The sequence below is a fragment of the Ruegeria sp. BHSA163 genome (assembly GCF_059613365.1).
On record NZ_JBXWSJ010000001.1, the window covers coordinates 217,880 to 231,897 of the forward strand.

General features: G+C 53.2%; 12 protein-coding genes. 10 read left to right on the forward strand and 2 right to left on the reverse strand.

The window, feature by feature from the left end:
• Positions 1-3 precede the first annotated feature (3 nt).
• From AC2FNV_RS01045 to AC2FNV_RS01055, 3 genes are read left to right on the forward strand one after another with little or no spacing between them, the layout of a single operon-like run.
• On the forward strand, positions 4-1,032 hold the full coding sequence (locus AC2FNV_RS01045; RefSeq protein ID WP_170604543.1) for an ABC transporter permease: 1,029 nt from the start codon (positions 4-6) through the stop codon (positions 1,030-1,032).
• Entirely contained in the window at positions 1,029-2,183 is a 1,155-nt protein-coding gene (locus AC2FNV_RS01050) for an ABC transporter permease (protein WP_170604541.1), read from the forward strand. The genes AC2FNV_RS01045 and AC2FNV_RS01050 overlap by 4 nt, the downstream gene beginning before the upstream one ends.
• Positions 2,180-3,535, forward strand: a complete 1,356-nt coding sequence (locus tag AC2FNV_RS01055; protein WP_170604539.1) for a CoA transferase — start codon at positions 2,180-2,182, stop codon at positions 3,533-3,535. Before AC2FNV_RS01050 ends, AC2FNV_RS01055 begins: the two co-directional genes overlap by 4 nt.
• A gap of 85 nt (positions 3,536-3,620) precedes the next feature.
• Here AC2FNV_RS01055 and AC2FNV_RS01060 read toward each other — a convergent pair whose 3' ends face one another.
• Positions 3,621-5,981 carry a mechanosensitive ion channel domain-containing protein gene (locus AC2FNV_RS01060; protein WP_170604537.1) on the reverse strand — a complete coding sequence of 787 codons (2,361 nt, stop codon included), beginning with the start codon at positions 5,979-5,981 and terminating at the stop codon, positions 3,621-3,623.
• Positions 5,982-6,363: 382 nt separating this feature from the next.
• Between AC2FNV_RS01060 and AC2FNV_RS01065 the strand changes: the two genes are divergently transcribed.
• From AC2FNV_RS01065 to AC2FNV_RS01095, 7 genes are read left to right on the forward strand one after another with little or no spacing between them, the layout of a single operon-like run.
• Positions 6,364-7,578 (forward strand): glycosyltransferase family protein, encoded by a 1,215-nt coding sequence (locus AC2FNV_RS01065; protein WP_170473950.1) that lies wholly within the window; start codon positions 6,364-6,366, stop codon positions 7,576-7,578.
• Positions 7,575-8,822 carry a glycosyltransferase family 4 protein gene (locus tag AC2FNV_RS01070; RefSeq protein ID WP_170604535.1) on the forward strand — a complete coding sequence of 416 codons (1,248 nt, stop codon included), beginning with the start codon at positions 7,575-7,577 and terminating at the stop codon, positions 8,820-8,822. The genes AC2FNV_RS01065 and AC2FNV_RS01070 overlap by 4 nt, the downstream gene beginning before the upstream one ends.
• Positions 8,822-9,898 carry a glycosyltransferase family 4 protein gene (locus AC2FNV_RS01075; RefSeq protein WP_170604533.1) on the forward strand — a complete coding sequence of 359 codons (1,077 nt, stop codon included), beginning with the start codon at positions 8,822-8,824 and terminating at the stop codon, positions 9,896-9,898. The genes AC2FNV_RS01070 and AC2FNV_RS01075 overlap by 1 nt, the downstream gene beginning before the upstream one ends.
• The gene (locus AC2FNV_RS01080; RefSeq protein ID WP_170473959.1) at positions 9,895-10,479 is read left to right on the forward strand and encodes a histidine phosphatase family protein; all 585 of its coding nucleotides are present in this window, start codon (positions 9,895-9,897) and stop codon (positions 10,477-10,479) included. Before AC2FNV_RS01075 ends, AC2FNV_RS01080 begins: the two co-directional genes overlap by 4 nt.
• On the forward strand, positions 10,476-11,618 hold the full coding sequence (locus tag AC2FNV_RS01085) for a glycosyltransferase family protein (protein ID WP_170604532.1): 1,143 nt from the start codon (positions 10,476-10,478) through the stop codon (positions 11,616-11,618). Before AC2FNV_RS01080 ends, AC2FNV_RS01085 begins: the two co-directional genes overlap by 4 nt.
• Positions 11,615-12,391, forward strand: coding sequence for a polysaccharide deacetylase family protein (locus AC2FNV_RS01090; protein WP_170604530.1), 777 nt, complete (start codon positions 11,615-11,617; stop codon positions 12,389-12,391). Before AC2FNV_RS01085 ends, AC2FNV_RS01090 begins: the two co-directional genes overlap by 4 nt.
• Positions 12,388-12,888, forward strand: coding sequence for a class I SAM-dependent methyltransferase (locus AC2FNV_RS01095; RefSeq protein ID WP_170604528.1), 501 nt, complete (start codon positions 12,388-12,390; stop codon positions 12,886-12,888). The genes AC2FNV_RS01090 and AC2FNV_RS01095 overlap by 4 nt, the downstream gene beginning before the upstream one ends.
• Here AC2FNV_RS01095 and AC2FNV_RS01100 read toward each other — a convergent pair.
• Positions 12,865-14,007 carry an alpha-D-ribose 1-methylphosphonate 5-triphosphate diphosphatase gene (locus tag AC2FNV_RS01100; protein ID WP_170604526.1) on the reverse strand — a complete coding sequence of 381 codons (1,143 nt, stop codon included), beginning with the start codon at positions 14,005-14,007 and terminating at the stop codon, positions 12,865-12,867. The two genes, AC2FNV_RS01095 and AC2FNV_RS01100, sit on opposite strands and share 24 nt — an antisense overlap.
• Between the last annotated feature and the right edge of the window lie 11 nt (positions 14,008-14,018).

Sequence of the window (14,018 nt, forward strand, 5' to 3'; positions counted from 1 at the left end):
CATATGGTCATGCTGCGCTACGCAGTGTATCGCTTTTTCACGATGCTGCTGACGCTGTTGGTGGTCTCGGTCCTGATTTTCGTAATTATCAACCTTCCACCAGGCGACTACCTCAGCAATCAGATCGCGGAATTGCAGGCCTCGGGCCAGTCTGCCGGTGTGGCTAAGGCAGAGTTCCTAAGAAAGGAATATGCTCTGGACCGTCCAATGTGGGAGCAATATTTGATCTGGATGGGTTTCTGGCCGGGACCGCATGGTTTCGAAGGCTTATTGCAGGGAAATTACGGTTGGTCGTTTGAGTTTGACAGGCCCGTGTCCGAGATTGTAGGCGACACGCTTTGGCTAACCGTGGTGGTTAATCTGGCAGCGATCCTGTTTGTATACGCTGTTGCGCTTCCTCTTGGTGTCTTGGCCGCTGCTCGGTCCAGAACGTGGATCGATTATACCTCTGCTTTCGTGGGGTATCTTGGACTGGCAACACCCAACTTTTTGTTGGCTCTTATCTTGTTCTATTACGGGCACCGGTATTTCAACCTACCAATCGGTGGCTTGATGGATCCAATATACGAAGGCCAACCGATGAGTTGGGATAAGCTGAAATCCATTCTGGTTCACTTGATCGTCCCGACATTTGTAATTGGCACTTCTGGCGCGTCGGCAATGATGCAACGCCTGCGGGCAAACATGTTGGACGAACTCGGTAAGCCTTATGTGGAAACTGCTATTGCAAAGGGCATGTCCCCGTCGCGGATGCTTACAAAGTACCCACTGCGTGTGGCCTTCAACCCATTCGTCGCGGACATCGGCAACCTCTTGCCGTCAATGGTCTCAGGTTCGGTTCTGGTTTCGGTTGTCCTTGGTCTTCAGACCATTGGTCCGACCCTATTGACGGCTCTAAAGACGCAAGACCAATTCTTATCAGCCTTTATTCTGATGTTCGTGGCACTGCTAACACTTATTGGCACCATGATATCGGATATTCTTCTTGTCATGCTGGACCCACGCATTCGATATGAGGGGCGTGAAGCATGACCGACAGACCAGACGACCGTTTCGTAGACGATGCCCCGTTCGACCCAAACGCATCCATACAGCAATTGGAGCGCGCGGATCTTGATGCCCCGAACTGGGTTCTGGTTTGGCGGAAGTTTAAAACCCACAAACTTGGCTTGATCTCAGGCATATTCCTGTTGTTTTGCTATCTGATGTTGCCCTTTGCAGGGTTCATTGCACCCTATGGGCCTAATGACCGAAACGGGGAACATCTTTATGCACCGCCGCAATCCGTCAACTGGTTCCACGAAGGGGAATTTGTAGGCCCATTTGTTTATCCCATTGTAGCCGAGGCTGATCTTGAAACTTTTCAATGGAAGTTTGTTCCTGATACCGAAGATCCACGCCCAGTTCGGTTTTTTTGCGAAGGATCGGAATACAAACTAGCAGGGCTGATCAAGACGGACACCCATCTTTTCTGTGCGCCTGAAGGTGCGACTTTGTTCCTTTGGGGATCAGATCGCCTTGGTCGTGATGTATTTAGCCGAATTTTATACGGCGCTCAGCTATCGTTGACAGTTGGCCTAATCGGAATTTCGGTGTCGTTCTTTCTAGGCATTCTTTTCGGATCTATGGCTGGGTATTTTGGTGGCAAGATCGACTGGGTTATCAACCGTGTTATTGAAATCCTCCGCTCATTGCCCGAATTACCTTTGTGGCTCGCTTTATCCGCTGCTGTTCCATCGAACTGGAGTCCTGTGGCGGTGTTCTTCATAATATCGATTATTCTGGGCATCCTCGACTGGCCTGGGCTCGCCCGATCCGTTCGTGCCAAGTTTCTGTCGCTGCGAGAAGAAGAATACGTACGTGCCGCCGAGATGATGGGGGCAAGTTCGGGTCGGGTGATCCGAAAACATTTGCTGCCGAATTTCATGTCTCATCTTATCGCCTCGGCCACGCTTTCTATCCCCGCGATGATCCTAGGTGAAACGGCACTCAGTTTTCTTGGCCTCGGTCTGCGTGCCCCAGCAGTAAGTTGGGGTGTGATGCTGAACGACGCGCAGAACCTAGCGTCGATCGAAATTTACCCTTGGACTGCAATCCCAATGTTGCCAATCATCGTTGTTGTTTTGGCATTCAACTTCCTTGGTGACGGCCTGCGCGACAGTTTGGATCCGTACCAACAATGAGCCTTCTTGCCTCTCTCCCGGCCCCCGGTACTTTTGAGTCTGCGGGCACAGGCGACCTGCCCAGCGCCTTTGCTGTTTCAGAGCTGGCGACATTGAGTTACGCCGCTGTGGGGCAAGAACTTTCCCGTCTGATGACAGTAACAAACCTGACCGCGAATAGTCAGTCGGTGTCAGTTGACCATCGTCTTGCCTCGCTATGGTTCGGCGAATCCTTTAAACCTGACGGCTGGCAGATGCCAAGCTTGTGGGACGCCGTTGCCGGGGATTACCGTGCAGCGGACGGCTGGATCAGATTGCACACCAACCTTCCTCACCACAGGGCGGCCGCGCTGGGGGTTCTTAAAGCCGAAGTAGATCGGGAATCTGTGGCTAGGGCTATTCGCCGATGGACCGTTGCCGATCTTGAAAGCGCGATCGTTGCCGAAGGTGGCGTCGCCGCCGCCATGCGAAGCCGGGCTGAGTGGCAGGACCATCCTCAGGGCCGGGCAATTTCTCGCGACCCGCTCATAGGCTGGCAGTCTCCAAGAGGCGTCAAGCTTCGTGATCGACCACAAGCATCCGTAAGCCGACCCTTGGCTGGGTTAAGGGTTTTGGACATGACACGCATTTTGGCCGGGCCTGTGTCGACCCGAACACTTGCCGGTTTCGGAGCAGATGTTTTGCGTATTGATCCACCTGGCTGGGACGAACCGGGGGTCATAACAGGTGTTTCTTTGGGTAAACGTTGTGCCTATCTGGATTTGAAATCGCAATCAGGGCTGGATCGCCTGAGAGAGCTTCTTGCCCAAGCAGATGTATTTATTCACGGTTATCGCCCCGGCGCCCTGGATTCGCTCGGCCTGACTAAAACCGCACGTGACGGTTTGGCTCCGAACAGAATCGAAGTTACTCTGGATGCTTACGGTTGGCAGGGACCTTGGGCCAACAGACGCGGCTTTGACAGTTTGGTGCAAATGAGCTCAGGCATTGCGCACGCCGGAATGGAATGGGCTAACGCTGATAAACCTACTCCGCTACCAGTGCAGGCATTGGATCATGCGACGGGCTATTTGATGGCGGCGGCAGCGCTGTCCGCAATGGCCGAAGCTGCGTCTGGACACACAGTCATGACAGCACGCCTTTCCTTGGCTAGGACTGCCGAACTGTTGGCCAGCTTAGCCAAGACCGGCACTGAGGGAAACATTACCACCGCTTCAATTGAGGATTACTCTCAAACGCCGGAAGATACAGGATGGGGGCCCGGTCACCGCCTAAAGCCCGCTTTAACCGTTGGACCCGCAAACATGCGTTGGAATCTGCCCGCTGGTCGGCTGGGCACTTCTGCCCCGGAATGGGCTTCACTCGGCGATTGAATTTTGCGCTGGGCCAAGTAATCCCGAAACACCAAAACAGCAAAAGCTTTATTGACGAAGTATGCCAAGGCGTCTTGGACACTCCCTAGCGATCATCTCCACCAGGGCCAATGTCATCAAGGTAATCTTCATCGATGGCGGCCTGCACCGCACCAGTCACTACCTCGCGCTGCTTGGGTGACAAATCCTGAGCTTCCTTTTCATCAGCCAGTCGAACCGTTACCTCGCGGTGGGCGAACCGGATACCTTCCCGTGCAAAGAGTTCGCGAATTTCCTGGTAGACTTTTTTCCTCACCAACCACTGATCGCCGGGTTTGGTCATGAATTTTACGCGGATAATCATGGCTGAATCCTGCATTTCAATCACACCCTGCGATTTCAATGGCTGGATAAAGTTTTCTCCGATTACGGGGTCGCTCAACAACTCTTGACCAAGCTTCTTAATCAGCTTTCGAACCTTTTCCACGTCAGTGTCATAGGTCACGCGCAGCGGCAACTTCATAATAACCCAGTCGCGAGAGTAATTCGTCAGCACTTTGATTTCGCCGAAAGGAATGGTGTTGAGCGCTCCCAAATGGTGGCGCAACTGAAACGATCGCACCGAAATCTTCTCGACCGTGCCTTTTACGTCGCCGATATCAATATATTCTCCTTTGCGGAAAGCATCATCCATCAAGAAAAACGCACCCGAAAAGATATCACGCACCAGCGTTTGCGAACCGAAACCCACGGCTAAACCGACCACACCTGCACCTGCAAACAATGGGCTGACGTTGATGCCTAGTTCCATCAGGATGATCAGCGCGATTGTGACGACAACAACCGCCAGAATGGCCCCACGGAACAGTGGAAGCAGCGTGGCCAGTCGGCTCTGTCCGCCTTCACCGCCTTCGTCGCCCAGCTCTGCTTCGACACCGCCGTCATCGGACTCTTCTGCGATTTTCGTGTCGATCCAAATACGGAAAAAGTGAAAAAGGATATAACCTATAAACAGGATCACCATCACATCCAGAGCCCGTTCGATCGGCAGGTCTTGGCTCCAATCGGCATCCGGGTACCAGATCACCACCAGTGCATACGCGCCTACTACAAAGGCAAGGATTCCTGCCACACGCCGGGCAAGGTCTTCGTAGGTCAGAAGATAGTGCTTTCGCAATTCAGCTTCTTCAGTTTCGAGAACTTCGCTTTCACCTTCGGGAGTTTCGGAGTTCAACTCTTCGATCATACGGGAACGATCGAAGTACCTTTCCAGCAGATAGTTCATTGCCCCATAAGCTATGACCACGGACATAAAGATCAGATATGTGCTGGCGATTAACGGTAGCGGAATCGGATTTTCCAGCGCCAGATCCACCGCAAGTCTGAACCAGCTGAACACAATATAGACAATCAAAGCAGGTGCCCAGGCAAAAGACACAAACCGCAGTAACCAAGAAACCTGGTCTGCAGCTCGCCCACCTCGTATTGCATGAGAAATGGCGCGGGCGTTGAACAGGATCATAAGGATGTTCCCAAAGGCACCCACCAATGTCAGGATGCCATATACCATTGCATAAACATTATAGTTCAGCCCGAAATCCGCCACCCAGGTGGAAAACATCACCACGATGATGTCAAAAGTAGCCAAGCCCGAAGCCCAAAAATAAAGCCTCTTTGCGTGCCGGTCCGAGAATGGTGGCAAACGATACTGGCTTAGATAAGGTGACAATACCATTCGCCACAGATCTGAAACCGTGCGCGACAGAAAATATGCCGTAAAAATGGCTGTAACCGTAAACTGAACCGAAATATCTTCGGTTCTGCCAAAAACCAGAAAACCAGCCACAAGGGCAAAGAGCATGGCAAAAATTGTCGCCCCGATCCCTGTTAAAAAACGCATCACCAGAAAGGGCATTTTCTCGCGATAGCCGATCGGGTTTTCCTTAATCCGCGACACAACATAGCGACGGGCAATTCGCTTGCCGTAAATTTCGATGGACAGCCAGCGCCCCACCAGCAGGAACAGAATGTTCCAGCCCAAAAGCTCGACGTAGAACTGGATACGGCCATCCGGGCTCGTGTTGCGCAGGATGTATTGCACCTCGAATATCGAGTAAGGCAGCGCCTCAAGCCGGGACTCCAAAGCCGCACGGAATTTCGAGAACCGCTCTTGCGCCTTCATCAACTGCGAACCGGCCGCCATGGGGTCGGACGATGTTTCATCGCCGGGTTTACTATTTCCAGTCGCCGAAACAACTTGTCCCGTACTGTCGATAACTATTACGCTGGCACCTGCTTCTGTTGCGGCTCGGATCGCTCCGGCCAAATCACCTTCAGGCGCTGCATCCTCACTCGTTCCAGAAGTATAGCCTGGGATCAAAGAACTCTGCGCTGTGGCCTCGGTGGGCAGACCCATTGTTACGGACCAAAGTACCCAGACCAACGCGGCCAAGAGTTTCAGTTTCATAGTTTTTTCATCCAGTTCAAAGTTGACGGATAGAGTACATAAGCTTTCGGTGTGGTTCAAACCTTGTGCTAAGGCTTCCCGAATTCGTGTTTTGTCCGTGTTCCGAACGCTATGCTTGGCATAAACGGTTTTCAAGCCAATGAAATTTGAATATGACCGCCAATAAAGTGCATTAGTGGCCGGCTCTTGCCGAGTGCAGGGGTCATATGTTGCGCTACGACGGATAAATAGGTCAGACAAACAAAAGGATCGCATTTTCCTACTCGAAGTGTCTGGCGTATTGACAAGTGGCGATTTGCCTCTTTTGCAAGTGGCGGCAGAAGATGTACGATAAAGGGTGCAAACGCGCGGAGTTGCATCGAAACCTGAAGCAGGCAAAGGCATGAGCCTAGGCAAAACAAACGAAAATAAAGGCCGCGCACCGCGCATCCTATTTTACAGTCACGATACGTTCGGTCTGGGCCATTTACGGCGCTCTCGCGCTTTGGCTTCTGCGTTGACACAGGCAGATCCCAGCGCATCGGCTCTGATTCTGACCGGTTCGCCAGTTGCCGGTCGCTTCACCTTTCCGCAACGTGTCGATCACGTGCGATTGCCCGGAGTCACCAAAAGAGCCGACGGATCATATGCGTCGCAGACCATTGGTATGGGCATAGATGAAGTGACCGAGTTACGATCGAATCTTATCAAGACGGCCGTCCAGCATTTTGATCCTGACGTGCTGATCGTTGACAAAGAACCCACCGGCTTCCGCGGTGAATTGCTGCCGACGCTTGAATATCTGGAAAACTCGTGCAGCACACGGCTGGTGTTAGGGCTTCGTGATGTTCTGGACGAACCCGAAGTTTTGGCCGCTGAATGGGAGCGGAAAGAGGCGCTAATCGCGACCGAAAGGTATTACGACGAAATCTGGGTGTACGGGCTTCGCTCTGTCTACGATCCGACCATCGGCTTGCCGCTCAGCCCTGCTGCACAAGCCCGCATTCATTGGACAGGTTATCTGCGACGCGATTTGGGGCCAATCGGTGAAGCGCCCGAACAGCCCTATATATTAATTACGCCCGGCGGTGGTGGTGACGGAAAAGCGATGGTGAATCTAGTGCTCTCGGCTTACGAAAAAGACGAGAATCTTTCGCCGCGCGCAATACTGGTTTACGGCCCTTTCCTGTCAGGTGAGCTGCGCGACGAATTCGAGGCACGCGTTGCCGCATTGAATGGCCGCGTCACGGCGGTTGGATTTGAATCCCAGATCGAAACTCTGTTTGCTGGCGCGGCTGGTGTCGTCTGTATGGGTGGCTACAACACGTTCTGCGAGGTTCTGTCTTTTGACAAACGAGCCGTCATTGTTCCACGCACTACACCACGGCTGGAGCAATGGATTCGCGCCTCTCGGGCCGAGGATCTGGGACTTGTCCGGATGTTGGACGAAAAACGCGACGGGCTGACGCCAGAGGCCATGATCCGCGCTATTCGAGATTTGCCGAACCAACCGCTACCATCCGAGGCCATAGAAAGCGGATTGCTGGACGGGCTCGATTATGTAGCAAACCGTATCGACGTATTACTGGAACCGGACCAAGAGCGCGCGACGGGATGAACGCTAAAGGCCCCAATCTGGCGGTGCTGGTCAAAGGCTGGCCGCGCCTATCCGAGACCTTCATCGCTCAGGAACTTGTTGCGCTGCAGAATGCAGGCCACTCGTTCGATATTTGGTCTCTTCGCCATCCAACGGACACCAAACGCCATCCACTGCACGACAAGTTCCGTGGGCAGGTGCACTACCTGCCCGAGTATCTTTACGACGAACCAAATCGATTGGACGCTGCGCGGGGAATTGCGGTTCACCTTCCCGGATATGAAGCCGCCTACCGGATTTTTCGTAAGGATTTGCGTCGCGACCCAACCCACAATCGTATTCGTCGATTCGGGCAGGCTTGCGTATTGGCCGCCGAGTTACCCGCGGGAACACGGGCGCTTTACGCACATTTCCTGCACACGCCCTCTTCAGTTGCGCGGTACGCCGCCATTATGCGCGATCTACCTTGGAGTTTCTCGGCTCATGCCAAGGACATTTGGACATCTCCGGACTGGGAGAAGCGGGAAAAATTACAAGCGGTCACTTACGGAGCCACGTTTGGAGCGACCTGCACGGCTATCGGTGCCGACCACCTGAGAGGTCTGGCAGACGACCCCGACCGGGTGGATCTGATTTACCATGGTCTTGACCTAAGCCGTTTTCCGGAGCCGCCAGATAGAACCGAACGCGCGAACAATAGCCCTTTCCGTATGCTCTCGGTCGGTAGATTAGTCGAAAAAAAGGGGTTTGACAGGCTCTTGGACGCTTTCGCCCTTCTTCCTTCATCGCTGGATTGGTTTTGGACGCATATCGGTGGCGGCGCGCTGGATCGGGAACTGCGCTCTTATGCAAGCTCAAGAGGATTGTCGGATCGCATCACTTGGAAAGGTGCCTGTGATCAACCCGAGGTCGTCGCAGAAATACGCCAGTCGGACCTATTCGTACTACCCAGTCGCATAGCAACGGATGGTGACCGCGACGGTCTGCCAAATGTTCTGATGGAGGCTGCTTCTCAGCGTCTACCAATCCTTTCGACGCCAGTCTCAGCCATTCCCGAATTCATTCAAAACGGCACGCATGGTATTCTGTCCCGGGACGAACCAACGGCTTTGGCGGACGCGATCATTGAAGTCGCAGAAAACCCCGAAAACGCCGCACACATGGCGGACGCTGCATACACACGTCTACTTGCCGAATTTCGAATGGCCCCCGGCATTGCCCGGTTGTCAAAACGGTTAAATGAAATGTGTGCGGGTCTCATCTGATGGCAAGGGTTGCTTTTTACGCGCCTATGAAATCTCCGAACAGTTCAAAACCGTCCGGAGATCGGGAAATGGCCCGAAACCTGATGGCGGCAATCAAAGCTCAAGGAGATCGGGTGGATTTAGCGTCGGAACTGCGAATCTACGACAAGTTAGGCAACCCAGCTACGCAAGCGGAACTGCTGGAACGGGCACAAATCGAGGCAAATCGCCTGATTCACGAGCTTCCGCGGGACACCGAGATTTGGGTAAACTACCACAACTACTACAAGGCCCCCGACCTATTGGGACCAAAAGTCTGCAAAGCTCGTGAGATCCCTTACGTTCAGCTTGAAAGTACCAGAGCGCTTAGTCGCCTAACAGGGCCATGGGCAAGTTTTGCCCGAGCAGCGCATGAAGCATGCGATGCGGCAGACCTGATTTTTTATCACACCGCAAATGACCTGATTGCGTTGGAACGTGAACGTTTCAAAAGTCAGGTGTTAGTTGAAATGCCGCCTTTTCTGCCAATCGACGAATTGCCCAATGCGTCCTTGAATGACGGTCCAATGCTGGCCGTGGGGATGATGCGAAGCGGGGACAAACTGGCTTCGTACCGAATTCTGGCAGAAACGCTGAATCTTTTGACCGGTGATTGGAAACTGAATATTGCTGGCGATGGGCCTGCCCGACACGACGTTCTATCGTTGATGGAGCCCTTTGGGAAAAAGGTTCAATTTTTGGGGCAATTGGACCGGATCCAATTGCAACGCGAATACGAAAGTGCGTCTATACTTGTCTGGCCGGGCGTGAATGAGGCCTATGGCATGGTCTATCTTGAAGCGCAGGCGGCAGGGCTGCCAGTTGCAGCGCAAGATCGACCCGGAGTACGCGATGTTCTTATGCCGTCCTCTTATCCTGGTATCGAAGACGGACCCCGGGGTCTTGCCGACCAAATCCAGAATTTTTTGGCCGATCTTTCCTTGCGCCGTTCTGAGGGCGCGCGTGCGCGTAAGTATGTTGCAGAACGTCACCTTTTGCCTAAAGCAACCAAGCGGTTTTGGACCGCAGTTCGACCATTATTGGAGGCACGATCATGAACCGTCTTGCACTGCTGCGTCACGGACATACGCAATGGAACCGCGCTGGCAAAATTCAGGGCCGCACCGACATCCCGCTGGATGCAGAGGCTCGTTCCGAGTTGTCCGGCTATAGCCTGCCAGCCCCTTGGAATAGCGCGGTGTTGTGGTCAAGTCCGCTAGAACGAGCCAAAGAAACTGCTCAATTGGTTGCGGGTCGCTCTCCGCGCATTTCAGATGCTCTTACCGAAATGGACTGGGGGCATTGGGAAGGTCAACGCGGTCAGGATTTGATCGCAGAACCAGACAGCACCTTTCGTCATATTGAGGACTGGGGCTGGGACTACCGCCCTCCGCAAGGCGAAAGCCCGGCCGAGCTGTGGGCGCGATTGAAACCTTGGCTTCAAATGCTGCAAGGTGAAAATTTGGCTGTCTGTCACATAGGTATAATGCGGGTCATTCTTGCGAAGGCATCCGGGTGGGAGTTTCAAGGTCCCGCACCTTTCAAAATCAAGAGAAACCGTTTGTACATAGTACATCTCGATACCATGCGGGCCGAGCCTGACCCGCTCCGTTTGCCAAGGCACGAGGTATCCGGATGAAAGTCATGATCGTCGTGACACATCTGTTGGGCACAGGGCACCTGAGCCGGGCGCTGACCTTGGGCCGGGCATTTTCACAAAAACAGCATCAAGTTTTTGTAGTCTCGGGTGGATTGCCAGCACCGCAGTTGGACACGACAGGATTAACATTGTTTGGGTTGCCGCCCCTCCGGTCAGACGGCACTCACTTCACGCGATTATTAGATCAGTACAGTGAGGTCGCTGACCTCAACTACATGGACGCCAGAACCGAAGCCTTGGAGAAAGCTTTAATTTCGTTTCAGCCAGACGTATTAATAACGGAACTTTTCCCATTTGGACGGCGAGCACTTACTGCCGAGTTTCTCAATGTTTTGTCAGCAGCTCGCGCTCTGACAAAACCACCAATCATTCTTGCATCGATCCGTGACATTCTGGCGCCACCTTCCAAGCCATCAAAGGCTGAGAGGACGGATGAAATTATAGGGCAGTTCTATGATGCCGTTCTGGTACATTCTGAACCTTCGATTACCCAGTTAAGCGTCAGTTGGCCGGTATCAGACTTACTGGCCCGACGGTTACGATATACAGGATTTGTTGCCCCAAATTCCCCTGAGCCTCACCCTGATGGCTTGGGGACCGGAGAGATTTTGGTCAGTGCTGGCGGAGGTTCGGTCGGACAGCCGATTTTTCACGCGGCGATCGAGGCTGCTCGGAAAATGCAGGGCCATCGCTGGCGACTTCTGGTTGGCGGTCAAGACGCTCTGGCCCGCATAGCACATCTGACGGAATTGGCGGAAGGCGCGCCAGTTACCATTGAATCGGTGCGGCCCGACTTTCGACAGATGCTGCCGTTGGCGGCCGCTTCGGTCAGCATGTGCGGTTACAACACCGCGATGGACTTGCTTCAAACCGGTGTTCCTGCCGTTTTGATCCCATTCGACGATGGTAACGAGGTCGAACAAACATTGCGCGCGCGCAGCCTGGCGCATCAATCTGGATTTGCTACGGTCGCCAACTCCGACCTGAATGCTCAAACCCTTGCCAAGGCCGTAAAAACGGTGCTGTCAAACAAAAGGCGAGCCAAAATGACTCATGGAGTCGATGGGGCAAATAAATCAGTCGAAATTTCAGAAGAAATTTGGAAAGCCAAACAATGAGCGTCGACTGGACTCCTTTGCGGAACGAACTGCGACATTGGCAAGCAGATGATTTAGAGTTTCCGCTTTGGTGGCGGGACGACGACGCAATTTCTGTTACGGATCAACTTAAAACTCTTACGGCAATCTCAGAGTCGCTTGAATTACCCGTTCACCTAGCGGTAATTCCTCAGGAAGCTAGAACTTCGCTGGTTGATTTTTGTGCCGACAGTCCCTTTCTGATCCCGGTTGTACACGGTTGGGCGCATCAGAATCATGCCCCTGACGTTGAAAAGAAATCCGAGTTTCGCTTGCATCGGCCAATGGCGGAAATGGTAGCTGAAATTAAAAATGGAAAAAACAAATTGGGGAATTTGTTTGGTGACCGTCTGTGCCCCATGTTTGTCCCACCTTGGAACCGAATTGCTGCAGAAACCGTTCAACAATTGCCTATTCTGGGCTTTCGATTCCTGTCGACTGCCACGCCACGCGAAACCAGATTTATTGCGCCCGGGCTTGAACAGATAAATACCCACATCGACCCGATTGATTGGCATGGAACTCGAAGTTTGATCGAACCGGACATCATTGTCGGCGACGTAGTGAGCCTGCTGCGCGATCGCCGCGAAGGGCTGGCAGACAACTCTGAACCCTTAGGTGTGCTGACGCATCACCTTGTCCACGATCAAGCTGTCTGGGCATTTACCCGGGAACTGATAGTTAGGCTTCTTGAAGGTCCCGCAACTGTCTGGGCCGATCTCGAAACACTGAATAACCAAGGAGACCATGGATGAGCCGATTGGATTCCATGCTGCGCCGCCTTACCGCTCAAAGGGATGGTCTGAACTGGGCCGCCAATCAAATTGCCGGCCGTGAGGGCGATGTTTTGGATATGGGGCTTGGAAATGGTCGCACGTATGATCATCTGAGAGAAATTCTGCCAGATCGGCGAATTTGGGTCATGGACCGCGCGCTGCAATGTCATCCGTCTTGTGTGCCTCCGGCCCAAGACTTTCTACAGGGCGAGGCAGAACCGATGCTGCAAAAGCTCGCCAGTATGGGTCGAAGAATTATTTTGGCACACTACGATTTCGGGCGAGGCATCAAGGCCGAAGACGTTGCCGAGGCCGCCCGCCTGAGTCCTTTGATTTCAAAGGTAATGCTGCCTGATGGTTTATTGATCTCAGGGCAGCCTTTGGTGGGTCTTGATCAGATTAAAGGCCCGAAAACAATCGCTCCGGACCGATATTTGTTCTATCGCGCTGGATCAGGCGACACGCTGCCCACGTGACCAGACAGCATTCAATGCTGGTACACCGGCGCGTATCCGAAACCGGATCAAATCGGCACGCAGCCCAGGTCTCAACTCTCCACGATCTTTCAATCCGGCGGCTTGCGCAGGTGCCTGCGTCACTGTTCTGATTCCGCGGGCTAAACCGCCCCAGATATCCCCCAGTTGTACCGCCGAAAGTAACAGTGAGGAAGGCACGTAATCCGAAGACATTATGTCCAAATAACCAAGTTCAGCGAGATCCTGCGCAGCAACGTTCCCGGAATGAGATCCACCGCGAATGATGTTCGGTGCACCCATCATGACCTTGATGCCATGATCATGGCAGGCCCGTGCCGCTTCAATGGTTGTCGGGAACTCGGCAAGACGAATACCGTGGCCTGCGGATACTTTGACCTGTTCCTCGGTCGTATCGTCATGACTGGCTAAAACGGCCCCAAAACGGCGCGCAGCTTTGACGGTTTCAATTTCATGCTGTTCGCCGTGCCGATCACGTAATGTTTTTAGGTGCGATACATGCTGGATGAATGTATCGTCATCCATCGCGTATTTGCCCTTCATGTAGGCTTCCAGCTTACCAATATCCCGAAACTGCCGCTGTCCCGGAGTATGGTCCATTATCGACACAAGACCAACGCGGTCATCTGGGCCAAATTCATCCAACTCATCAACTAGGGTTTCCGAGCACACTTCGGCGCGCAGATGCAGGAAATGGCTGATCTTCAACGCATCTGCCTCTCGCAGCTGCCACAGCTCCTGTGACAGGCCCCGCGCGTATTTCAGATACCTGCGGGCACCTGAAGGGATGGATCCAACCCGCATTGCATCGAAAACTGTCGTGATCCCTGTGCTCACTAATTCCGAATCGTGGGCGATTATTGCTGCGGCATGCGGCCAATCGACTTGTGGCCGAGGTTGGATATGACGTTCCAGGTTATCCGTGTGCAGCTCTACCAAACCAGGACTGATGTAATCACCTTCGCAGTCTATTCCGCCCTTTGGTATCGCAGATCCGGTTGCGATGTCGGTTATGGTTTCACCAACGACTCGAACGCTGCCGGTAATGGTTTCGTCGGTCAATACAACCGACGCATTGGCAAGGATCAATTCTTCTGTCATCTGAACTTCAC